The organism is Agromyces excoecariae, from assembly GCF_051715505.1.
Taxonomy (GTDB): domain Bacteria; phylum Actinomycetota; class Actinomycetes; order Actinomycetales; family Microbacteriaceae; genus Agromyces.
On the sequence record NZ_JBPSLA010000012.1, the window covers coordinates 97,960 to 117,856 of the forward strand.

19 protein-coding genes and 1 pseudogene are annotated in these 19,897 nt (G+C 72.2%); 2 read left to right on the plus strand and 18 right to left on the minus strand.

The annotated features are described in order from the left end of the window. Nucleotide 1: 1 nt before the first annotated feature. The 11 genes and pseudogenes from metK to pyrR form a co-directional block, all read right to left on the minus strand. Entirely contained in the window at nucleotides 2-1,195 is a 1,194-nt protein-coding gene (metK, locus tag ACSJD1_RS12175; RefSeq protein WP_438855569.1) for a methionine adenosyltransferase, read from the minus strand. Then, nucleotides 1,192-2,460 carry a bifunctional phosphopantothenoylcysteine decarboxylase/phosphopantothenate--cysteine ligase CoaBC gene (gene coaBC, locus ACSJD1_RS12180; RefSeq protein WP_438855658.1) on the minus strand — a complete coding sequence of 423 codons (1,269 nt, stop codon included), beginning with the start codon at nucleotides 2,458-2,460 and terminating at the stop codon, nucleotides 1,192-1,194. Before coaBC ends, metK begins: the two co-directional genes overlap by 4 nt. 19 nt (nucleotides 2,461-2,479) lie before the next feature. Beyond that, a complete protein-coding gene (gene rpoZ, locus ACSJD1_RS12185) occupies nucleotides 2,480-2,737 on the minus strand; it encodes a DNA-directed RNA polymerase subunit omega (RefSeq protein WP_092669843.1) in 258 nt (85 codons plus the stop codon). Next, on the minus strand, nucleotides 2,730-3,716 hold the full coding sequence (gmk, locus tag ACSJD1_RS12190; protein ID WP_438855570.1) for a guanylate kinase: 987 nt from the start codon (nucleotides 3,714-3,716) through the stop codon (nucleotides 2,730-2,732). Before gmk ends, rpoZ begins: the two co-directional genes overlap by 8 nt. Then, entirely contained in the window at nucleotides 3,709-4,584 is an 876-nt protein-coding gene (gene pyrF / locus ACSJD1_RS12195; RefSeq protein WP_438855571.1) for an orotidine-5'-phosphate decarboxylase, read from the minus strand. Before pyrF ends, gmk begins: the two co-directional genes overlap by 8 nt. Then, nucleotides 4,581-7,874 carry a carbamoyl-phosphate synthase large subunit gene (gene carB / locus ACSJD1_RS12200; RefSeq protein WP_438855572.1) on the minus strand — a complete coding sequence of 1,098 codons (3,294 nt, stop codon included), beginning with the start codon at nucleotides 7,872-7,874 and terminating at the stop codon, nucleotides 4,581-4,583. The genes pyrF and carB overlap by 4 nt, the downstream gene beginning before the upstream one ends. Then, the gene (gene carA, locus ACSJD1_RS12205; RefSeq protein ID WP_438855573.1) at nucleotides 7,874-9,058 is read right to left on the minus strand and encodes a glutamine-hydrolyzing carbamoyl-phosphate synthase small subunit; all 1,185 of its coding nucleotides are present in this window, start codon (nucleotides 9,056-9,058) and stop codon (nucleotides 7,874-7,876) included. The genes carB and carA overlap by 1 nt, the downstream gene beginning before the upstream one ends. Next, nucleotides 9,051-9,608, minus strand: a complete 558-nt coding sequence (locus tag ACSJD1_RS12210) for a PH-like domain-containing protein (protein ID WP_328289114.1) — start codon at nucleotides 9,606-9,608, stop codon at nucleotides 9,051-9,053. Before ACSJD1_RS12210 ends, carA begins: the two co-directional genes overlap by 8 nt. After that, nucleotides 9,601-10,947 carry a dihydroorotase gene (locus ACSJD1_RS12215; RefSeq protein WP_438855574.1) on the minus strand — a complete coding sequence of 449 codons (1,347 nt, stop codon included), beginning with the start codon at nucleotides 10,945-10,947 and terminating at the stop codon, nucleotides 9,601-9,603. The genes ACSJD1_RS12210 and ACSJD1_RS12215 overlap by 8 nt, the downstream gene beginning before the upstream one ends. Then, nucleotides 10,944-11,897 carry an aspartate carbamoyltransferase catalytic subunit gene (locus ACSJD1_RS12220; protein WP_438855575.1) on the minus strand — a complete coding sequence of 318 codons (954 nt, stop codon included), beginning with the start codon at nucleotides 11,895-11,897 and terminating at the stop codon, nucleotides 10,944-10,946. Before ACSJD1_RS12220 ends, ACSJD1_RS12215 begins: the two co-directional genes overlap by 4 nt. Continuing rightward, nucleotides 11,894-12,463, minus strand: a pseudogene (pyrR, locus tag ACSJD1_RS12225) (bifunctional pyr operon transcriptional regulator/uracil phosphoribosyltransferase PyrR); the annotation flags it as partial. The gene ACSJD1_RS12220 and the pseudogene pyrR, both read right to left, overlap by 4 nt. A gap of 97 nt (nucleotides 12,464-12,560) precedes the next feature. On the opposite strand from pyrR, the gene ACSJD1_RS12230 reads away from it, so the two are divergent. After that, complete coding sequence (locus ACSJD1_RS12230) at nucleotides 12,561-13,205, plus strand: hypothetical protein (RefSeq protein ID WP_438855576.1); 645 nt, start codon at nucleotides 12,561-12,563, stop codon at nucleotides 13,203-13,205. Between the two features lie 168 nt (nucleotides 13,206-13,373). On the opposite strand, the gene ACSJD1_RS12235 is transcribed toward ACSJD1_RS12230, so the two are convergent. Then, nucleotides 13,374-13,898 carry a DoxX family membrane protein gene (locus ACSJD1_RS12235; protein ID WP_438855577.1) on the minus strand — a complete coding sequence of 175 codons (525 nt, stop codon included), beginning with the start codon at nucleotides 13,896-13,898 and terminating at the stop codon, nucleotides 13,374-13,376. A 252-nt stretch (nucleotides 13,899-14,150) separates the two neighbouring features. Between ACSJD1_RS12235 and ACSJD1_RS12240 the strand changes: the two genes are divergently transcribed. Continuing rightward, the gene (locus ACSJD1_RS12240; protein WP_438855578.1) at nucleotides 14,151-15,455 is read left to right on the plus strand and encodes a glycosyltransferase; all 1,305 of its coding nucleotides are present in this window, start codon (nucleotides 14,151-14,153) and stop codon (nucleotides 15,453-15,455) included. A 16-nt stretch (nucleotides 15,456-15,471) separates the two neighbouring features. Here the strand turns inward: ACSJD1_RS12240 and nusB are convergent, their stop codons facing one another. The 6 genes from nusB to aroC form a co-directional block, all read right to left on the minus strand. Continuing rightward, nucleotides 15,472-15,885 carry a transcription antitermination factor NusB gene (nusB, locus tag ACSJD1_RS12245; protein ID WP_438855579.1) on the minus strand — a complete coding sequence of 138 codons (414 nt, stop codon included), beginning with the start codon at nucleotides 15,883-15,885 and terminating at the stop codon, nucleotides 15,472-15,474. After that, nucleotides 15,885-16,448 (minus strand): elongation factor P, encoded by a 564-nt coding sequence (efp, locus tag ACSJD1_RS12250; RefSeq protein WP_438855580.1) that lies wholly within the window; start codon nucleotides 16,446-16,448, stop codon nucleotides 15,885-15,887. Before efp ends, nusB begins: the two co-directional genes overlap by 1 nt. 97 nt (nucleotides 16,449-16,545) lie before the next feature. Next, a complete protein-coding gene (gene aroQ / locus ACSJD1_RS12255) occupies nucleotides 16,546-16,986 on the minus strand; it encodes a type II 3-dehydroquinate dehydratase (protein WP_438855581.1) in 441 nt (146 codons plus the stop codon). A 55-nt stretch (nucleotides 16,987-17,041) separates the two neighbouring features. Further along, nucleotides 17,042-18,124 carry a 3-dehydroquinate synthase gene (gene aroB, locus ACSJD1_RS12260; protein ID WP_438855582.1) on the minus strand — a complete coding sequence of 361 codons (1,083 nt, stop codon included), beginning with the start codon at nucleotides 18,122-18,124 and terminating at the stop codon, nucleotides 17,042-17,044. Next, complete coding sequence (locus tag ACSJD1_RS12265) at nucleotides 18,121-18,669, minus strand: shikimate kinase (protein ID WP_438855583.1); 549 nt, start codon at nucleotides 18,667-18,669, stop codon at nucleotides 18,121-18,123. The genes aroB and ACSJD1_RS12265 overlap by 4 nt, the downstream gene beginning before the upstream one ends. Beyond that, on the minus strand, nucleotides 18,662-19,873 hold the full coding sequence (aroC, locus tag ACSJD1_RS12270) for a chorismate synthase (protein ID WP_438855584.1): 1,212 nt from the start codon (nucleotides 19,871-19,873) through the stop codon (nucleotides 18,662-18,664). The genes ACSJD1_RS12265 and aroC overlap by 8 nt, the downstream gene beginning before the upstream one ends. Between the last annotated feature and the right edge of the window lie 24 nt (nucleotides 19,874-19,897).

Here is a 19,897-nt window from a genome sequence, read left to right on the forward strand (position 1 = left end):
GTCAGAGCCCGGCGGCGGCGCGCAGGTCGTCGACGCGGTCGAGCCGCTCCCAGGTGAAGTCGGGCAGTTCCCGGCCGAAGTGGCCGTAGGTCGCCGTCTGCGCGTAGATCGGACGCAGCAGGTCGAGATCGCGGATGATGGCGGCCGGGCGCAGGTCGAAGACCTCGCGGATCGCCTCGGTGATGCGCTCCTCAGGCAGGTGGCCCGTGCCGAACGTCTCGACGTAGAGCCCGACCGGCGCGGCCGCGCCGATCGCGTACGCGACCTGCAGTTCGAGCCGGTCGGCGAGTCCGGCCGCGACCGCGTTCTTCGCGACCCAGCGCATGGCGTAGGCGGCCGACCGGTCGACCTTGGACGGGTCCTTGCCGCTGAAGGCGCCGCCTCCGTGGCGGCTCGCGCCGCCGTAGGTGTCGATGATGATCTTGCGCCCGGTGAGCCCGGCGTCGCCCTGGGGGCCGCCGATCTCGAATCGACCCGTCGGGTTGATCAGGACCTTGAGGTCGGGGCGCGCGAGCTCGACGCGGTCGAGCGTCGGCCGGATCACGAGCTCCTCGACCTCCGCGCGCAGTTGCTCCGTCGAGACCTTCGGGGAGTGCTGCGTCGAGAGCACGACGGTCTCGATGGTCCGCGCGGTCTGCCCCTCGTAGCCGACCGTGACCTGGGTCTTCCCGTCGGGACGGAGGTAGTCGAGCTCGCCCTGCTTGCGGACCTCGGCGAGGCGCTCGGCGAGACGGTGCGCGACCCAGATCGGCACCGGCATGAGCTCGGGGGTCTCGCGGACCGCGTAGCCGAACATGATGCCCTGGTCGCCGGCGCCCTGGCGGTCGAGCTCGTCGACGCTCGTGCCCTCGCGCGTCTCGAACGCGTCGTCGACGCCCTGCGCGATGTCGGGCGACTGGCCCCCGATCGACACCGAGACGCCGCACGAGCGACCGTCGAACCACACGTCGGACGAGTCGTAGCCGATCGAGGTGATCCGCTCGCGCACGATCGCCGGGATCTCGACGTAGCCCTCGGTCGACACCTCGCCGGCGACGTGCACGAGGCCCGTGGTCACGAGCGTCTCGACGGCCACGCGCGACGTCGGGTCGACCGTGAGGAGTGCGTCGAGGATGGCGTCGGAGACCTGGTCGCAGATCTTGTCGGGGTGCCCCTCGGTCACGGACTCGGAGGTGAATTGGCGCAGTGCGCTCATGCGGGGTCTGTGTCCTTCGTCGTGGGCTCGGCGCCGTGCACGATGCGCGCGGCGATGACATCGACGATGGCGTGCGCCACCGACATCTTGGTGCCGGACGCCTCGGCCGCGACGGCGTCGTCGGCGCCGATCACGCTCACCGCGTTCTCGTCGGACGCGAAGCCGTGGTTCCATCCGACGCGGTTGACGACGAGCAGGTCGGCGCCCTTCGCCCGGCGCTTGGCCCGCCCCAGCTCGAGCAGGCGCGTCGGGTCGGACTCGGTCTCGGCGGCGAAGCCGACGAGCACGGTGCCGTCATGCGGCGCTGCGCCGAGCCCGGCGAGGATGTCGGGGTTCCGGACGAGTTCGATCGACATGCGCTCCTGGCCGTCGACCTTCTTGATCTTCACGTCACTGACGTCGGCGGGTCGGAAGTCGGCCACCGCAGCGGCCATCACGACGACGTCGGCATCGGCCGCGGCCGCGGTCACGGCCTCCTGCAGCTCGAGCGCGGTCGAGACGGGCACCACGCGGCATCCGCCGGGCGAGGCGACCTCGAGGTTGGCGGCGATGAGCGTGACCTCGGCGCCGCGCGCCGCGGCCGCCTCGGCGATCGCGACGCCCTGCTTGCCGCTGGAGCGATTGCCGAGGAAGCGCACGGGATCCAGCGGCTCGCGCGTGCCGCCGGCGGTCACCACGATGCGGCGATCGGTGAGGTCGCGAGCGGATGCCGCAGCCGACGCCCCGATGTCGAGGCCGTGCCGCTCGGCGACCTCGAGGGCCGCCGCCACGATCACGTCGGGCTCCTCGAGGCGTCCGGGTCCGCTGTCGGCGCCCGTGAGCTGGCCGACGGCGGGGCCGACGATCGTGACCCCCCGTTCGCGGAGCGTCGTGATGTTCGCCTGGGTCGCCGGGTGCCGCCACATCTCGGTGTGCATGGCCGGCGCGACGACGACCGGTGCCTCGCTCGCGAGGATCGTGTTGCCGAGCAGGTCGTCGGCGAGGCCGGTCGCGAGCTTCGCGATCGAGTTCGCCGTCGCCGGGGCGATGACGATGAGGTCGGCCGCCTGGCCGATCGCGACGTGCCGCACCTCGGCCACGCCCTCGAACAAATCGACGTGGACGGGATTGCGCGAGATCGCCTCGAGCGTCGGGCGCCCGACGAACCGCAGCGCCGACTCGGTCGGCACCACGTGCACGTCGTGGCCCGCGAGGACCAGCGAACGCACCACCGACACGGCCTTGTACGCCGCGATGCCGCCGGTGATGCCGACGACGATGTTCAGCGGCATCCGGGCCTGCCGGCTACTCGCCGATCGGGCGGAGGCGCAGCTTGTCCTCGTTGACCTCGTGGAGGGCGACCGAGAGGGGCTTGTCGTCGATCGACGAGTCGACCAGCGGGCCGACGTTGTCGAACAGGCTGCCCTCGTGGAGGTCGGCGTAGTAGTCGTTGATCTGGCGCGCCCGCTTGGAGGCGAAGATGACCAGCTGGTACTTCGAGTCGACCTTCGACAGCAGGTCGTCGATCGGCGGGTCGATGATGCCGGACAGCTTCTCAGCCATGGAGGGACTCCTTCAGGTGGGGCGCACCCGCGGTGCGCGGAAATTCGTGGCGCGAGGCAGGCTGACGCCGACCCCGACGAGGCCGCATCAAGTCTACGACCTTTTGCGCGGCCTCGCGGACCTCGTGGTTGACGACCTGGTGGTCGAACTCCTCGACGGCGGCGAGTTCGACCTTCGCGGTCTCGAGCCGGCGCTGCTGCTCGGCGGGGCTCTCGGTGCCGCGACCGACGAGCCGTCGCACCAGTTCGTCCCACGTCGGCGGGAGCAGGAACACGAGCGTCGCCTCGGGCATCGCCCGGCGGACCGAGCGGGCGCCCTGGATGTCGATCTCGAGGAGCACGCTGTTGCCCGCGGCGATCGCCTCCTCGACGGGACGACGCGGCGTGCCGTACCGGTACGCGTTGTGCACGGTCGCCCACTCGAGCAGCTCGCCGGCCTCGACCATGCGGTCGAACTCGTCGTCGGAGACGAAGAAGTAGTGCTCGCCCTCGACCTCGCCCGGCCGTGGCGCCCGCGTCGTCGCCGAGACGGAGAGCTTGACCTCGGGATGGTGCTCGCGGATGTAGCCCGCGACCGTGCCCTTGCCGACGGCCGTCGGGCCCGCGAGGACGACCAGCCGGTCGCCCGTGCCGCCATGGGCGGCGACCCAGCCGGAGGTGAACTCGCGCAGGCGCCGGCGCTGGAGGCGGCCGAGGCCGCCGAGCCGCTTGGAGTTCGCGATCTGCAGCTCCTCCATGATGCGCGCGCACTTGGTCTGCCCGATCGCGGGGATCGAGGTCAGGAACTCCGACACCCGCAGTCGCCCCTCGACGCCCTCCGGTTCGTCGTAGGCCGCACGGAGCACGTCGAGCGGGCTCCGTGCGCCGTCGGCGATGTCGTGCTTCACGGCGGCGCGGGCGCGGCGGGCGGCGACCGCCGCGCGCGATGCGGCGACCCGGTCGACCTCGGGCGGAGCGGATGCCACGGCGCGGTCAGACATCGAGCGCTCCCACCTCGTCGGCCCGGCGCGAGATCGCGTCGGCGATGCCGTCGGGGCCGGCGGCGAGGAGCCCGCGGCTGTCGGTGAGGATCGCGCCGGGCGCGAGCGCACCCAGTCGCGCCGGGACGTCTCGCAGTTCGCCGCCCTGGAACCCGATCCCGGGCACGAGGACGGGCACGCGCGGCCGCGCGTCGCTCGAGATGTCGATGCCGAACTCCTCCGGCACGATGGTGGCGCCGAGCACGACCCCGATCGAGCCGAACGGCCGGTCGTCGGCGCCCTCGCGGCTCCGGTTCCACGCGTCCACGCCAGACACGATGGCACCGGCCACCGACGATCCCTCGCGACTCGAGCCCTGCAGGACGGCCTGCTGGATCGCAGCCGCCTCGGGGTTCGAGGTCGCCGCGACGACGAACAGTCCGGCCTGGGCGGCTTCCGCCTGGCGCATGACGCCCTCGATCGAGCCGAGGCCCTGGTAGGCATAGATGGTCATGGCGTCGGCTCGGAGCGGCGAGCCGGGCGAGAGCCAGGCCTCGCCGTACGCCTCGACGGTCGAGCCGATGTCGCCGCGCTTGACGTCGGCGATCACGATGAGGCCCGCGTCCCGCGCGAGGTCGAGCACGCGTTCGAGCGCGGCGTAGCCGGCCGAACCGTGGCGCTCGAAGAACGACACCTGGGGCTTCACGATCCCGGCGCGGCCGGCCGCGGCATCCACCACCCGGAGGCCGAACTCGCGGGCGCCGGCGCCCGAATCGGGCAGCCCCCACTCGTCGAGGAGCCACGCGTGCGGGTCGATGCCCACGCAGAGGCGCCCACGGGTGCCGAACGCCTCGTCCAGGCGCTCGCCGAACGTCGCGGCGACGCTCACGCGACCACCTCTGCCGCACGACGGCGCGCGTACTCCTGCAGGCTCGTGACGTCGAAGCCCCCGTCGTTGGCGTCGAGCGAGGCGACCGCGGCCGACAGCTCGGCGATGGTCGTGAACAGCGGGATGTCGGCGGCGACGGCCGCCGCGCGGATCTCGTAGCCGTCGGCACGTGCCGACCGACCGCTCGGCGTGTTCACGACGACGTCGATCTCACCTCGGTGGATGAGCTCGACCACCGAGGTGGCATCCTCGCCCTGCTTCTCGCTGTACTTCAGGACGACGTCGGCGGCGATGCCGTTGCGACGCAGCACCTCGGCGGTGCCCTCCGTCGCGACGAGGTCGTAGCCGAGCTGCTGCATGCGCAGCACGGGCAGGATGATCGCGCGCTTGTCGCGGTCGGAGACCGACACGAACACGCGTCCCGACAGCGGCATCCCGCCGTACGCGGCGAGCTGGCTCTTGGCGAAGGCGCGCGGGAAGTCGCGGTCGATGCCCATGACCTCGCCGGTCGAGCGCATCTCGGGGCCGAGCACCGAGTCGACCATGATGCCCTCGCGCGTGCGGAAGCGGTGGAAGGGCAGGACGGCCTCCTTCACCGCGACCGGCGCGTCGAGGGGCACCTTCGAGCCGTCGACCTCGGGCAGCATGCCCTCGTCGACGAGGTCGCGGATCGAGTCGCCGACCATGATCCGCGAGGCGGCCTTCGCGAGCGGGATGCCGAGCGCCTTGGAGACGAACGGCACCGTGCGGCTGGCGCGCGGGTTGGCCTCGAGCACGTAGAGCACGCCCGCGCCGATCGCGAACTGGACGTTCAGCAGTCCGCGGACGCCGATGCCCTCGGCGATCGCACGCGTCGCTTCGCGGACGCGGTCGACCTCGGCGCGGCCGAGCGTCACGGGCGGAAGGGTGCAGCTCGAGTCGCCCGAGTGGATGCCGGCCTCCTCGATGTGCTCCATGACGCCGCCGACGTAGAGCTCGGTGCCGTCGTAGAGCGCGTCGACGTCGATCTCGATGGCGTCGTCGAGGAAGCGATCCACGAGCAGCGGATGCGTCGGGCCGACGATGCCCTGGTCCTCGATGCGTGCGAAGTAGTCCACGAGCGAGGCCGTGTCGTACACGATCTCCATGCCGCGTCCGCCGAGCACGAAGCTCGGGCGCACGAGCACCGGGTAGCCGATCTCCTCGGCGACCTGCACGGCGCCGCCGAGCTCGGTCGCGGTGCCGTTGCGCGGCGCGAGCAGGCCCGCACCGTCGAGGATCGCCGCGAACTGCCCGCGCTCCTCAGCCAGGTCGATCGCCTCGGGGGTCGTGCCGAGGATCGGCACGCCGGCGGCCTCGAGTCCCTTGGCGAGCCCCAGCGCGGTTTGACCGCCGAGCTGGACGACGACGCCGACGAGCTCGCCCGACTGCGACTCCGCGTGGATGACCTCGAGCACGTCCTCGAGCGTGAGCGGCTCGAAGTAGAGACGGTCGCTCGTGTCGTAGTCGGTCGACACGGTCTCGGGATTGCAGTTGATCATGATCGTCTCGTACCCGGCGTCGGAGAGGGCGAACGACGCGTGCACGCACGAGTAGTCGAACTCGACGCCCTGGCCGATGCGATTCGGGCCGGAGCCGAGGATGACGACCTTGCGGCGATCGCTCGGGACGACCTCGGTCTCGAGGTCGTAGCTCGAGTAGTGGTACGGCGTGAGGGCGGGGAACTCGCCCGCGCAGGTGTCGACGGTCTTGAACACCGGGCGGATGCCGAGGATGTGACGCACCTCGCGGGCGTCGGCCTCGCCGAAGCCGCGGAGCTGGCCGATCTGCGCGTCGGAGAACCCGTGCTCCTTCGCGAGCAGCAGCGTATCGGTGTCGAGCGCGTCGACGCCCGCGATCCGCTCGGCGACCTCGTTGACCAACACGATCTGGTCGAGGAACCACGGGTCGATCTTCGTCGCCTCGAACGCCTGCTCGATCGACGCGCCCTTGCGCAGCGCCTGCTGCACGAGCACGATGCGGCCGTCGGTCGGCACCGCGGCCGCCTCGAGCAGCTCGTCGACGGACCGCGCCTCGTCGCCCCAGTGGAAGCTCGAGCCCCGCTTCTCGAGCGAGCGCAGCGCCTTCTGCAGCGCCGTCGTGAAGTTGCGGCCGATCGCCATCGCCTCGCCGACCGACTTCATGGTCGTCGTGAGCGTGGGGTCCGCCGCGGGGAACTTCTCGAAGGCGAAGCGCGGGACCTTCACGACGACGTAGTCGAGCGTCGGCTCGAAGCTCGCCGGGGTCACCTTGGTGATGTCGTTCGGGATCTCGTCGAGGCGGTACCCGATCGCGAGCTTCGCGGCGATCTTCGCGATCGGGAAGCCGGTGGCCTTCGACGCGAGCGCGGAGGACCGCGACACGCGCGGGTTCATCTCGATGACGATGATCCGGCCGTCCGCCGGGTCGACGGCGAACTGGATGTTGCAGCCGCCCGTGTCGACGCCGACCGCGCGGATGATGTCGATGCCGATGTCGCGGAGCTTCTGGTACTCGCGGTCGGTGAGCGTCAGCGCCGGCGCGACCGTGATCGAGTCGCCCGTGTGCACGCCGACCGGGTCGACGTTCTCGATCGAGCAGACCACGACGGTGTTGTCGTGCGTGTCGCGCATGAGCTCGAGCTCGTACTCCTTCCAGCCGAGGATCGACTCCTCGAGGAGCACCTCGGTGGTGGGCGAGTCGTGCAGGCCCTGCGTCACGATGCGGACCAGGTCCTCCTCGGTGTACGCGAAGCCCGAGCCGAGGCCGCCCATCGTGAACGACGGACGCACCACGAGCGGGTAGCCGAGGTCGAGTGCGAACTCCTTGGCCTGCTCGAGCGTCGTCGCGACGTGCGAGCGCGCGACGTCGGCGCCCGCCTCGATGACGAGGTCCTTGAAGAGCTGGCGGTCCTCGCCCTTGCGGATCGCGTCGACCTTCGCGCCGATGAGCTCGACGCCGTGCTTGTCGAGGATCCCCGCGTCGTGGAGGGCGATGGCCGCGTTCAGCGCGGTCTGGCCGCCGAGCGTCGGCAGCACGGCATCCGGCTTCTCCTTCACGATGATCGACTCGATCACCTCGGGGGTGATCGGCTCGACGTAGGTGGCGTCGGCGAAGTCGGGGTCGGTCATGATCGTGGCCGGGTTCGGGTTCACGAGGATGACCCGCACGCCCTCGGCCCGGAGCACCCGGCAGGCCTGGGTGCCGGAGTAGTCGAACTCGGCCGCCTGGCCGATGACGATCGGGCCCGACCCGATGACGAGGACGCTGTTGATGTCGTCGCGCTTGGGCATCAGCGGGTGGTCTCCTTGCTCGCGATGACCATGTCGCGGAAGCGGTCGAACAGGTAGTTGGCGTCGTGCGGGCCGGCCGCCGACTCGGGGTGGTACTGCACCGAGAATGCTGGGATGTCGAGGCAGTTCAGGCCCTCGACGACGTCGTCGTTCAAGTCGACGTGGCTGACCTCGACACGGCCGAAGCCCTCGCTCGACTCGCTGATCGCGTCGGTCGGCGCCGCGACGGCGAAGCCGTGGTTGTGCGCGGTGATCTCGACGCGCCCGGTCGCCCGGTCGAGCACCGGCTGGTTGATGCCACGGTGCCCGAAGGGCAGCTTGTAGGTGTCGAAGCCGAGGGCGCGTCCCAGCAGCTGGTTGCCGAAGCAGATGCCGAAGTACGGCAGGCCGGCGCGGAGCGCGGAGCGGAGGAGCTCGACGTGGCGCTCGGACGCGCTCGGGTCGCCGGGCCCGTTGGAGAAGAACAGCGCGTCGGGCTCGAGTGCGAGCACGTCGTCGGCCGTCACGGTCTGCGGCAGCACGTGCACGTCGAAGCCGCGCTCCGCGAGGTAGTTCAGCGTCGAGGTCTTCACGCCGAGGTCGAGCACGGCGACCGACCCGACGCGCTCCCCCGTCGCGGGCATCGTGTACTGCTCGCTCGTCGAGACCGCACCGGAGAGGTTGCGACCGGCCATCTGCTCGCCGGACTGCACGAGGTCGAGCTGCTCGCCGGGCGAGAGGTAGGCCTCCTCGCCCGAGAACACGCCGGCGCGCATCGCGCCGAGCGAGCGGATGTGCCGGGTCACCGCACGGGTGTCGATGCCGCTGATGCCGACGATCCCGGCGGCGGCGAGGTCGTCGTCGAGGCTCCGCTGCGAGCGGAAGTTCGACACGACCCGGGAGGGGTCGCGCACGACGAAGCCCGCCACCCAGATGCGGGCGGACTCCATGTCCTCGTCGTTCATGCCGGTGTTGCCGATGTGCGGCGCGGTCATGAGCACGATCTGACCGGCGTACGAGGGGTCGGTCAGCGTCTCCTGGTACCCCGTCATGCCGGTCGCGAACACGGCCTCGCCGAGCGTGCGGCCGCGGGCGCCGTACGCGCGCCCCTCGTACCTGGTGCCGTCATCGAGCACGAGCACGGCCCGGGTGAGGTCGACGGCGGCGGGCGCCTGCTCGTCGACGGTGGTCGGGGTCTCAGCCATCCGAGGCCTCGCTCTCTTCTGCTTCCGGCCGCGGCGCCTCGGGCGCTGCGGCGATCTCGTTCACGGCGGCCACGAACCGGGCGGAGTCGCCCGGATACCGGCACCGAAGGTAGCTGTCGACTCTCGTCGGAACCTCGGGCTCCGACCGGTCGTCGACGATCCAGGTGAGGGCCACGAGGCCCTCGGGCTCGACCCCGCGATCGATCGCGTAGGTCGCCGTCCCGGCGGCCGCGATGCGGTCGGCCGGGATGAAGCTCGGGAGTTCGCCGGCGATGCGCAGGAGCACGCCCTTGCGGTGCACCTCCACACGTGCCGAGCCGCGGAACGCGAGGCCCTCGACGGCGAGGCGCTCGAGCGGGTCGCCCTCGGGCGTCGTCGCGACGTAGAGCGCCTCGAGCTCCAGGGTCGCGGTGCCGGGATCGGCCGGCGGCGCGTACGCCGCGAGCGTCTCGTCGCGCACCGTGCGCCGGCGCCACGAACGCCACATGAGCCATGCGGCGACGGCGACGATGGCGACCGCGACGAGCGCGCCGATCCAGCGGCTATCCACGCGCACCGCCGTCGGTCGAGCGAGCGGATGCCTCGGAGACCTCGTCGGCCGGCCGGACCGTGCCGTCGAGCAGCGTCGGCACACCGCGGTGGAACGTCGCGACGACGCGGCCCGGGAGCGTGCGGCCGAGGTAGGGCGAGTTGACGCTCCGCCCGGCGAGCCGCTCGACGCCGAAGGTCGCGGTCGCGCTCGGGTCGACGAGCGTGAGCTCGGCTGCCGATCCGGCGGCGACGGGCTCCCCGTGACCGGACAGGCGGCCGATGCGCGCCGGCGTCGCGGAGAGCACGCGCGCGACGTCCGCCCAGCCCATGAGCCCGGGGTCGACCATGGCCTGCTGCACCACCGACAGGGCCGACTCGAGGCCGACCATCCCGTTCGCAGCGGCGTCCCACTCGGATTCCTTCGCCTCCACGGGATGCGGGGCGTGGTCGGTCGCGACGATGTCGATCGTGCCGTCGGCGAGCGCGGCGCGGAGCGCCTCGACGTCCTCGCTGCGACGCAGCGGCGGGTTGACCTTGTACCGGGGGTCGTAGCCCGCGACCAGGTCCTCCGTCAGCAGGAGGTGGTGCGGCGTGACCTCGGCGGTCACGTCGATGCCGCGGGCCTTCGCCCAGCGGATGACCTCGACCGATCCGGCTGTGGAGACGTGGCACACGTGCAGGCGGGAACCGACGTGCTCCGCGAGGAGCACGTCGCGGGCGATGATCGACTCCTCGGCGACCGCGGGCCATCCGGCGAGTCCGAGCTCCCCGGAGAGCGCGCCCTCGTTCATCTGCGCGCCCTGCGTGAGGCGCGGCTCCTGCGCGTGCTGCGCGATGACGCCGTCGAACGCCTTGACGTACTCGAGTGCGCGTCGCATGAGCAGCGGGTCGAAGACGCAGAAGCCGTCGTCGCTGAAGACCCGGACGCGCGCTCGCGACGCGGCCATCGCGCCGAGCTCGGCGAGCCGCTCGCCCTTCAACCCGACCGTCACGGCGCCGATCGGCTGCACGGTCGCGTACCCCGCGGCCTCGCCGAGCGAGAGCTCCTGCTCGACGACGCCCGCGGTGTCGGCGACGGGGAACGTGTTCGCCATCGCGAAGACCGCCGTGAAGCCGCCGGCGGCGGCGGCCTGCGTGCCCGTGAGCACCGTCTCGCTCTGCTCGTAGCCCGGCTCGCGGAGGTGGGTGTGCAGGTCGACGAGGCCGGGGAGCGCGACGAGGCCGTCGGCGTCGACGACCGTCGCACCCGCGGCATCCGCCACCGAGCCGACCTCGGCGATGCGCCCGTCGTCGAGCAGGATGTCGGCGCGTTCGCCCGTGGGCAGTGCGGCGCCGCGGATCAGGAACGACTCGCTCATCGGGTCTCCCCCCGTTCGCCGGACAGCAACAGGTAGAGGGCGGCCATTCTCACTGATACTCCGTTCGCGACCTGCTCGCGCACCGTCGACTGCGCGGAGTCGGCGGCGCGGGCGGCGATCTCGAGCCCGCGGTTCATCGGGCCCGGATGCATGACCATCGTAGTCTCGGGAAGCTGGGCGAACCGGTGGTCGTCGAGCCCCCAGGTGCGCGCGTACTCGCGGCTGTTCGGGAAGAACGCGCCGTGCATGCGCTCCGCCTGGATGCGGAGCATCATGACGACGTCGGGCCCGTCGGCGAGCGCCCGATCGAGGTCGTACTCGATCGTCGCCGGCCAGCCCGACACGTCGACCGGCACGAGCGTCGGCGGCGCGACGAGCGTGACGTCGGCGCCGAGGGTCTCGAGGAGCCAGACGTTCGAGCGCGCGACGCGCGAGTGCAGGATGTCGCCGACGACGACCACGCGGACGCCGTCGAGGTCGCGACCCCGCGAACCACCGCCGTGGAGGCGGCGGCGCATGGTGAAGGCGTCGAGCAGGGCCTGCGTGGGGTGCTCGTGCGTGCCGTCGCCGGCGTTGACCACGCCCGCGTCGATCCATCCGCTCGTCGCGAGCGTGAAGGGCGCGCCGGACGACGGATGCCGGATCACGACGCCGTCCGCACCCATCGCCTGGAGCGTCTGCGCGGTGTCCTTCAGCGACTCGCCCTTCGAGACGCTCGAGCCCTTCGCGCTGAAGTTGATGACGTCGGCCGAGAGCCGCTTCGCCGCGGCCTCGAACGAGATGCGCGTGCGCGTGGAGTCCTCGAAGAACAGGTTCACCACCGTCCGGCCGCGGAGCGTCGGCAGCTTCTTGACCTCGCGCTCCTGGACGGCCGCCATGTCCTCCGCGACGTCGAGCAGCGTGATCGCCTCGTCGCGCGAGAGGTCGCGCGTGCTGAGCAGGTGCCTCACTCGTCGCCTCCCTCGATCGTGACGGCGTCCTCGCCGTCGACCTCGGCCAGGTGCACGTTGATGCGCTCGCTCGCCGAGCTCGGCAGGTTCTTGCCGACGTAGTCGGCGCGGATCGGGAACTCGCGGTGGCCGCGGTCGACGAGCACGGCGAGGCGCACGGCCCGGGCGCGGCCGAGGTCGGCGAGCGCGTCGAAGGCGGCGCGGATGGTGCGGCCCGAGTAGAGGACGTCGTCGACGAGCACGACGATCCGCCCGTCGATCCCGTCGCCGGGCACCTCGGTCGGGTGAGGGGCGCGGACGGGATTGCGGCCCAGGTCGTCGCGGTACATCGTCACGTCGAGCGAGCCCGCGGGCACGTCGACGCCGGCGATCCGGGAGACGATCCGGGCGAGTCGCTCGGCCAGCACCACGCCGCGCGTGGGGATGCCGAGGAGGATGAGGTCGTCGGCGCCGCGATTGGCTTCGAGGATCTCGTGGGCGATGCGGGTCAGCGCCCGCTCGAGGTCTGCCTGCTGGAGCACGGTGCGCACAGCGGTGCGGACTCCCTTCTCCGCCTCACGGGACGGGCTTCAAGGTTGTCGGTCGATCGATCCTACCAGCGACGCTGGGCGGAGGATGCCGCGGCGCCCGCCGTGCGGGCGGGTCCTCCAGTACGGTGCGAACATGCGATCGCGCCCGAGCCGCCCCGTCGCGGTGACCGCGGCCCTGCTGGCCGCCGCCTGGGCGTTCGTGCTCCTGCCGCCGCAGCAGCACGCGTGGTCGGGCGGGTACGCCATGCCGCGTTGGCTGTACGCCCTCGATCGACTGCCCCCGTACGACGCCGTGCGGAACTGGCTCGTCTCGGTCGGGCAGCCCGACTTCTACCTGGTCTTCGGCGCCGCGGCATCCGTGTCGTTCGCCCTCGCCTGGTTCGCCACCGGCCCGGCCTTCGCCGCGCTCGGCCGGGCGGGGCGGGTGCTCGGCTGGCTCGTGCTCGCCGGCGCCGCGGTCACGCTGCTCGGCTACCTCAACCACGCCGACGGCGCGCCGATGCGGGTGCTCTGGGGTGCGGAGGCGTTCGTGCTCATGGCGATCGGGCTCTGGGCGCTGGTCGTCGCGATCCTCGCGCCGCGCGGCGCGGGGATCCCGGTCTGGGAGCGCGTGCTCCTCGGTGCGACCCTCCCGGTCCTGGTGGGCGCGACCGCGCTCTTCACCTACTGGCCGCACGGGACGCTCATCGGGTTCGGGCTGGAGGCCGCGGCGCTCGCGGCGTGGGGTGCCCGCCCGGACTCGCCCTCGGTCGCGAGCGGAGCCGCCACGGTCGACTGAACGCTCGCGAGACCCGGGAGGGGGGGGGGGGGGGGGGGGGGGGCCCCCCCCCGCGGGGGGGGGGGGGCGGGGGGGGCGCGCCCGCCCGGGTCGAGTGAACGCTGGCGAGACCCGGGAGGGGGGGTTTGGGTGCGCACCCCGCCCCTCGGCCGTACGGCGCGCCGCGGTTCACCGCGAACGCGCCGGTCCGCGCAGCACCCGCGAGGCGATGACGAGCGCCGCGACGATGAGCACGACGTTCTTCGCCACGTACTGGCCGAGGAGGGTGGGGCCGCCCGCCGTGACCAGCTGGTCGGTGAAGAACACGATCGGCGAGAGGATGCCGACGAACGCGACCGCGAGGACCACCAGCCCGAGCCTCGCAGAGCGGCCCGAGATCAGAAGCAGGCCAGCCGTGGTCTCGATGACGGCCGTGAGCACGAGCGCGAGCTGCCCGCCGACGAGGCCGAACGTGAGAACGCCCCAGGTCGCCTCGACGAGCGGCTCGAGCGGGCTCGCACCCGGGATGAACTTCAGGGCACCGAAGACGACGAAGACGGCGCCGAGCGCGACGCGCAGGGCGGGGATGCTCCACCGCTCGAGGAACGCCTTGAGCGCTCCCTCGGCGTCGGCGAGACGTGCGGTGAGCGACCGGTGGTCGGCCGAGCCGCGTGAACCGGTCTGCGAGAGGCCGTGCACGGAGATGGTGGTCATGGCGGAGTGCTCCTTCCAGAGCGGTCGGGTGTGGTGGGTGGCGGATGCCGCGGAATGCGACGCCTCCCAGTGAACGACCGGGCGCGGGCCCGCGGATCAGTGCCCGCGCCGGACTCCGCGGAGGGACGTCCCCGTTTCCGTGCGGGGGTGTGCCCGGGCCGAGCCTCCGGGTGCGCCCGCAGTCGCCCCCCGTCCGGGGGAACCTGCGCCAGGAGGCTGGTCCCGACTCCCGCACACGTGCTGCAATGGCGCATGGCCGACGTCATGATCGCCGTGATGCCCTTCGCGGGCCACGTCGCGCCGCTCGCCGCGGTCGCCGAGGCGTTCGTGGGGGCCGGCCACCGGGTGCGCGTCTACACGGGCCGCGCGTATGCGGACCGGTTCGCGGCGCTCGGCGCGGAGCCCGTCCTCTGGTCGGCCGCGCCCGACTTCGACGAGCTCGACCTCCCCGCGACCTTCCCCGCCTTGCGGAGTCGGAAGGGCCCGCGGCAGCTGCTCGCGAACGTCGAGCACCTGTTCGTGGGGACCGGGGCGGCGCAGGGCGACGACCTCGTCGCGTCGTACGGACAGCGCCCATGGGACGTGATCGTGGCCGACGGCCTCAGCCTCGGCACGCACTTCGCCGCCGAGCGGACGGGCACGCCGTCCGTCACGGTGAGCATCGTGCCGCTCTCGATCCCGACGCCGGAGCTCCCTCCGCCGATCCTCCCGCTCCTGCCGGCGAGGGGGCCGCTCGGCCGGATCCGCGACCGGGTCCTGAACTCGACGCTGGCCCTGGCGGCCCGCGGCATCCAGCGCGCCTACGACGCGCAGCGCGCGGCATCCGGGCTGCCGCCGACCGATGCGCCGCTCGACGCCGCATGGCACTCCCCCGACCTCGTCTGCGCGTCGGGCGTTCCCGAACTCGAGTTCCCGCGGTCAGGCTGGCCCGTGCGCATCGAGTTCGTCGGCGCGCTCGCCCCGACGGGCTCGATCCGCCCCGAACTCCCGGGCTGGTGGCCGGAGCTGCCCGAGGACCGCCCGATCGTGCACGTCACGCAGGGTACGCTGAACGTCGACCCCGACGACCTCATCCGGCCGACGTTCGCGGCCCTCGGTCGACAGCCCGTCTCGATCGTCGCGACCACGGGCCGCGCCGACGCGCCCGAGCTGCCGTTCCCGGCTCCGCCGAACGCCCGCATCGCCGGACTCGTCGACTACGCGGAACTGCTCCCCAGGACCGACGCGATGATCACCAACGGCGGGTGGGGCGGCGTGCTGGCGGCACTCGCGCACGGCATCCCGCTCATCGTCGCCGGCGGCGACATCGACAAGCCGGTCATCGCCGCGCGCGTCGCGTGGGCGGGCGCGGGCATCGACCTCCGCACGGGCAGGCCGTCACCGCGGGCGATCCTGCGCGCGTGGCGGCGGCTCTCCGCCGACCCTGCCTTTCGTGAGCGTGCCGAGGCGATCGGACGCGAACTTCGGAGCCACGACGGTCCGAACGAGGTCGTCGCCCACACGATGGCGCTCGTCGAACGTCGCCGTGCGGAGCGCCGGGCCGCACCCGCGGCCTGACGTCCGCGGCCGGCCGTCAGCCCTTCGCGTGCGAGACGGCCGCGAGCAGCCCGTTCACGAAGCCCGCCGAGTCGTCCGTCGAGAGCACCGTCGCGGCCTCGACCGCCTCGGAGATCGCAACCGCGTCGGGCACCTCGTCGTTGTAGACGATCTCCCACACGCCGATGCGCAGGAGTGCCCGATCGACCGCGGGCATGCGCTCGAGCGTCCATCCGCGCGAGTGCGTGGTGATGAGCTCGTCGATCTCCTCGCGATGGTCGACGATGCCGTCGACGATCTCGCGCGCGTAGAGCCACGAGGCCTGGCGCTCGGGCTCGTTCACGGCCCGTTCGGCCTCGGCGACGAGCACCTGCTCGACCGGGACCTGGCGCATGTCGGCCGAGTAGAGCATGTCGAGGGCGCGCTTGCGCGCCTTCGTACGGGCGCTCACTAGTCGTTCACGCGGCCGAGGTAGTCGCCCGAGCGGGTGTCGACCTTGACCTTGGTGCCGGTCTCGAGGAACAGCGGGACCTGGATCTCGTAGCCGGTCTCGACGGTGGCCGCCTTGGTGCCGCCCGTCGAACGGTCGCCCTGCAGGCCCGGCTCGGTGTAGGTGATCTCGAGCACGACCGACGCGGGCAGCTCGATGTAGAGCGGGTTGCCGTTGTTCAGCGCGATGGTGACCGCCTGGTTCTCGAGCATGAAGTTCTTGGCGTCGCCGACCACCGTGGCGGGAACGGTGAGCTGGTCGTAGTCGGTCTGGTCCATGAACACGAAGCCGTCGCCGTCGTTGTACAGGTACGTGAAGTCGCGACGGTCGACGTTCTCGACGTCGACCTTGGCACCCGCGTTGTACGTCTTGTCGACGACCTTCCCGGTCACGACGTTCTTCAGCTTGGTGCGCACGAACGCACCGCCCTTGCCGGGCTTGACGTGCTGGAACTCGACGACGCTCCAGAGCTGGCCGTCGATGTTCAGGACGACGCCGTTCTTGATGTCAGCGGTGGATGCCATGGAAGTGCTTTCCGTTCGGTGGAGGGGAAGTCTCTGGGCACGCCGAAGGGCATGCGACTGATCGAGTGTAGTCGACTCGGCTGGACGAGCGCAGGAGTCAGCCGGCCGACCGCAGGAGCCAGTCGACCGCGAGCCGGTACGAGTCCGACCCGAAGCCGGCGATCACGCCGGTCGCGACGCCCGAGATCACGCTCGTGTGGCGGAACGTCTCGCGCGCGTGCGGGTTCGACAGGTGCACCTCGACGAGCGGCAGGCCCACGGTCTTCAGCTGCGCGGCTGCGTCGCGGAGGGCGTAGCTATAGTGCGTGAACGCCGCGGGGTTCAGCACCACCGGCAGGCGGCGATCGACGGCCTCGTGGATCCATCCGATCAGCTCGGCCTCGTCGTCGCTCTGGCGCAGGTCGATCTCGACGTCGTCGGGCACGGATGCCTGCAGGCTCGCACCGATGTCGGCGAGGGTCTCCGACCCGTACACCTCGGGCTCGCGCGTGCCGAGCCGGCCGAGGTTCGGTCCGTTGAGGACGAGGATCGTGGTCATGCCCGAAGCCTAGCGGCGCAGCATCCGTCACCCGACCGGTGGCCCGACGCGGCGCTCAGGACGCGATCTCCTGGTACGCCGCGAAGAGCAGCGACTGGTCGGGGGCGAGCATGACGGTGGGCTTGGCGAGGTCGTCGAGCACGATGAACCGGAGCTGCCCGGCTCGGGCCTTCTTGTCCCGCTGCATGGTCGCGAGGAGCGTGTTCCAGCGGCCGGCCGGGTAGGTGGTCGGCAGGCTCAGCAGGTCGAGCACGCGCTTGTGCCGGTCGGCGACCTCGTCGGAGAGGCGCCCCGAGAGGCGTCCGAGTTCGGCAGCGAACGCCATGCCGACCGCGACCGCCGCGCCGTGGCGCCACTGGTAGCGCTCGGCGTGCTCGACCGCGTGGCCGAGCGTGTGGCCGTAGTTGAGGATCTCGCGGAGGCCCTGCTCGGTGAAGTCCTCGCTCACCACGTCGGCCTTCATCCGGATGGCGAGCTCGACCACGCGCCGGAACTCGGGCGTCGACGGGTCGGTCGCGACCTCGGGGTCGGCCTCGATCAGATCCAGGATCTCGGGGTAGCGGATGAACCCGGCCTTCACGATCTCGGCGAAACCGGCGAGGATCTCGTTCGTGGGCAGCGTGTCGAGGACCTCGAGGTCGCACAGCACCTCGGCGGGTGCGTGGAAGGCGCCGACGAGGTTCTTGCCCTCGTTGGTGTTGATCCCCGTCTTGCCCCCGACGGCCGCGTCGACCATGCCGAGCACCGTCGTGGGCACCTGTACGATCCGGACGCCGCGGAGCCAGGTCGCGGCGACGAAGCCCGCGAGGTCGGTGATCGCTCCCCCGCCGAAGCCGACGATCACGTCGGTCCGCGTGAAGTCGGCCTGCCCGAGGATCTGCCAGCAGAACGCCGCCACCTCGACGCGCTTGGCCGCCTCGGCGTCGGGGACCTCCGCGAGGAGGACCTCGAACCGGTCGGCGAGCGACTCGCGGAGCGCCGCGGCACGCGCGCCGAGCGTGGCCGGGTGCACGATGAGCACCTTGCGCGCCGACGAACCGATCGCCTCGCCGAGCCCGTCGACGACACCGCGCCCGATTCGCACGTCGTACCCCGCCTCACCACCGACCCGGATCACCGTCGCCTCGTGCTCGCTCATGCGCGTCCTCCAGCCCACTCGGTGATCTCCGCGACGATCCGCGCGACCGAGCGACGCGTGGTGTCGATGCTGAGGCCGGCGACCTCGTCGTACAGGGGGCGGCGGTCTTCGCGGATCCGGGTCCAACGCTCGATGCCGCCGTCGGCGAGCAGGGGCCGGGTGCCGCCGCTGAGCCTCGGGGCGACCGCCTCGGGCCGCACGTCGAGCCGGACGACCGTGAGGGCCGCGAGGTCGGCGCGCGTGTCGGCGTCCAGCACCGCGCCGCCGCCGAGCGAGACGATCGCCTCCTCGCGGAGCGCGTCGGCGACCACCTCGCGCTCGATCACGCGGAAGTACGCCTCGCCCTCGCGGTCGAAGATCTCGGTGATCGGGCCGTAGCGTTCGACGATGCGCTGGTCGGTGTCGATGAAGGGGGCGCCGACGGATGCCGCGAGCCGGGCGCCCACGCGGGACTTGCCCGAGCCCATCGGCCCCACGAGCACGATCGGCAGCGGCACCGGGCGTCGACCGCCGGGCACGACGTTCGCGGTCGAGCGCTCAGGCACGGACCGCGCCGTCGGCGACCTCGCTCGCGAGCGCATCGGGGATCGCCGCAAGGTACCCCTCGAGGTTGCGACGCGTCTCGCCCACCGAGTCGCCGCCGAACTTCTCGAGCACCGCGTTCGCGAGGGTCAGCGCGACCATCGCCTCGGCGACGACGCCGGCCGCCGGAACGGCGCACACGTCGGATCGCTGGTGGTGGGCGGGTGCGGGCTCGCCGGTCGCCACGTCGATCGTCGGGAGCGCGTGCGGCACGGTCGCGATCGGCTTCATGCCGGCCCGAACGCGCAGCACCGTGCCCGTGGACATGCCGCCCTCGGTGCCGCCCGCGCGGTCGCTCGCACGCACGATGCGGCCGTCGGCCAGGTGCAGCTCGTCGTGCGCGGCCGAGCCGCGCCGGGTGGTGGTGAGGAATCCGTCGCCGACCTCGACGCCCTTGATCGCCTGGATGCCCATGAGTGCGGCCGCGAGCTGGGCGTCGAGGCGACGGTCCCAGTGCACGTGCGAGCCGAGCCCGGGCGGAAGCCCGTACGCGAGCACCTCCACGACGCCGCCGAGCGTGTCGCCGTCCTTGTGCGCGGCGTCGACCTCGGCGACCATCCGCTCGCTCGTCACCGGGTCGAAGCAGCGCAGCGGATCGGCGTCGAGCCGGTCGACGTCGCCGGGCATGGGCAGTTCGCTGCCCTCGGGGACCTGGACCGGACCGATGGCGACGGTGTGCGAGACGAGGCGGATGCCGAGCTCGGCGAGGAAGGAGCGAGCGACCGCGCCGAGCGCGACACGGGCCGCGGTCTCGCGCGCGCTCGCGCGCTCGAGCACCGGGCGGGCCTCGTCGAAGCCGTACTTCTGCATGCCGACGAGGTCGGCGTGCCCCGGGCGCGGGCGCGTGAGCGGCGCACCCCGACCGCGACCGAGCGCCTCCGCCTCGACCGGCTCCGGGCTCATCACCTGCTGCCACTTCGGCCACTCGGTGTTGCCGATCCGCAGCGCGACCGGGCTGCCGAGGGTCAGCCCGTGCCGAACGCCGCCCGAGACGGCGAGCTCGTCCTGCTCGAACTTCATGCGCGCGCCGCGGCCGTAGCCGAGCTTGCGGCGCGCCAGGTCGGCGCGGATGTCATCGAGGGAGACGGGGATGCCTGCGGGGAGGCCTTCGAGGATCGCGACGAGTTCGGGGCCGTGCGATTCCCCGGCGGTGAGCCAACGGAGCATGCCCACCATCCTCCCACAGCGGGG

Excerpts from the sequence above, each read along its gene's own strand:
- ACSJD1_RS12235 (WP_438855577.1), bottom strand. The coding sequence starts at position 13,898 with ATGACCACCATCTCCGTGCACGGCCTCTCGCAGACCGGTTCACGCGGC.
- ACSJD1_RS12230 (WP_438855576.1), top strand. The coding sequence starts at position 12,561 with ATGCGATCGCGCCCGAGCCGCCCCGTCGCGGTGACCGCGGCCCTGCTG.
- gmk (WP_438855570.1), bottom strand. The coding sequence starts at position 3,716 with ATGTCTGACCGCGCCGTGGCATCCGCTCCGCCCGAGGTCGACCGGGTC.
- carA (WP_438855573.1), bottom strand. The coding sequence starts at position 9,058 with ATGGCTGAGACCCCGACCACCGTCGACGAGCAGGCGCCCGCCGCCGTC.
- ACSJD1_RS12215 (WP_438855574.1), bottom strand. The coding sequence starts at position 10,947 with ATGAGCGAGTCGTTCCTGATCCGCGGCGCCGCACTGCCCACGGGCGAA.
- carB (WP_438855572.1), bottom strand. The coding sequence starts at position 7,874 with ATGCCCAAGCGCGACGACATCAACAGCGTCCTCGTCATCGGGTCGGGC.
- aroQ (WP_438855581.1), bottom strand. The coding sequence starts at position 16,986 with ATGACCACGATCCTCGTCCTCAACGGACCGAACCTCGGCCGGCTCGGC.
- rpoZ (WP_092669843.1), bottom strand. The coding sequence starts at position 2,737 with ATGGCTGAGAAGCTGTCCGGCATCATCGACCCGCCGATCGACGACCTG.
- aroC (WP_438855584.1), bottom strand. The coding sequence starts at position 19,873 with ATGCTCCGTTGGCTCACCGCCGGGGAATCGCACGGCCCCGAACTCGTC.
- aroB (WP_438855582.1), bottom strand. The coding sequence starts at position 18,124 with ATGAGCGAGCACGAGGCGACGGTGATCCGGGTCGGTGGTGAGGCGGGG.
- ACSJD1_RS12240 (WP_438855578.1), top strand. The coding sequence starts at position 14,151 with ATGGCCGACGTCATGATCGCCGTGATGCCCTTCGCGGGCCACGTCGCG.
- efp (WP_438855580.1), bottom strand. The coding sequence starts at position 16,448 with ATGGCATCCACCGCTGACATCAAGAACGGCGTCGTCCTGAACATCGAC.
- metK (WP_438855569.1), bottom strand. The coding sequence starts at position 1,195 with ATGAGCGCACTGCGCCAATTCACCTCCGAGTCCGTGACCGAGGGGCAC.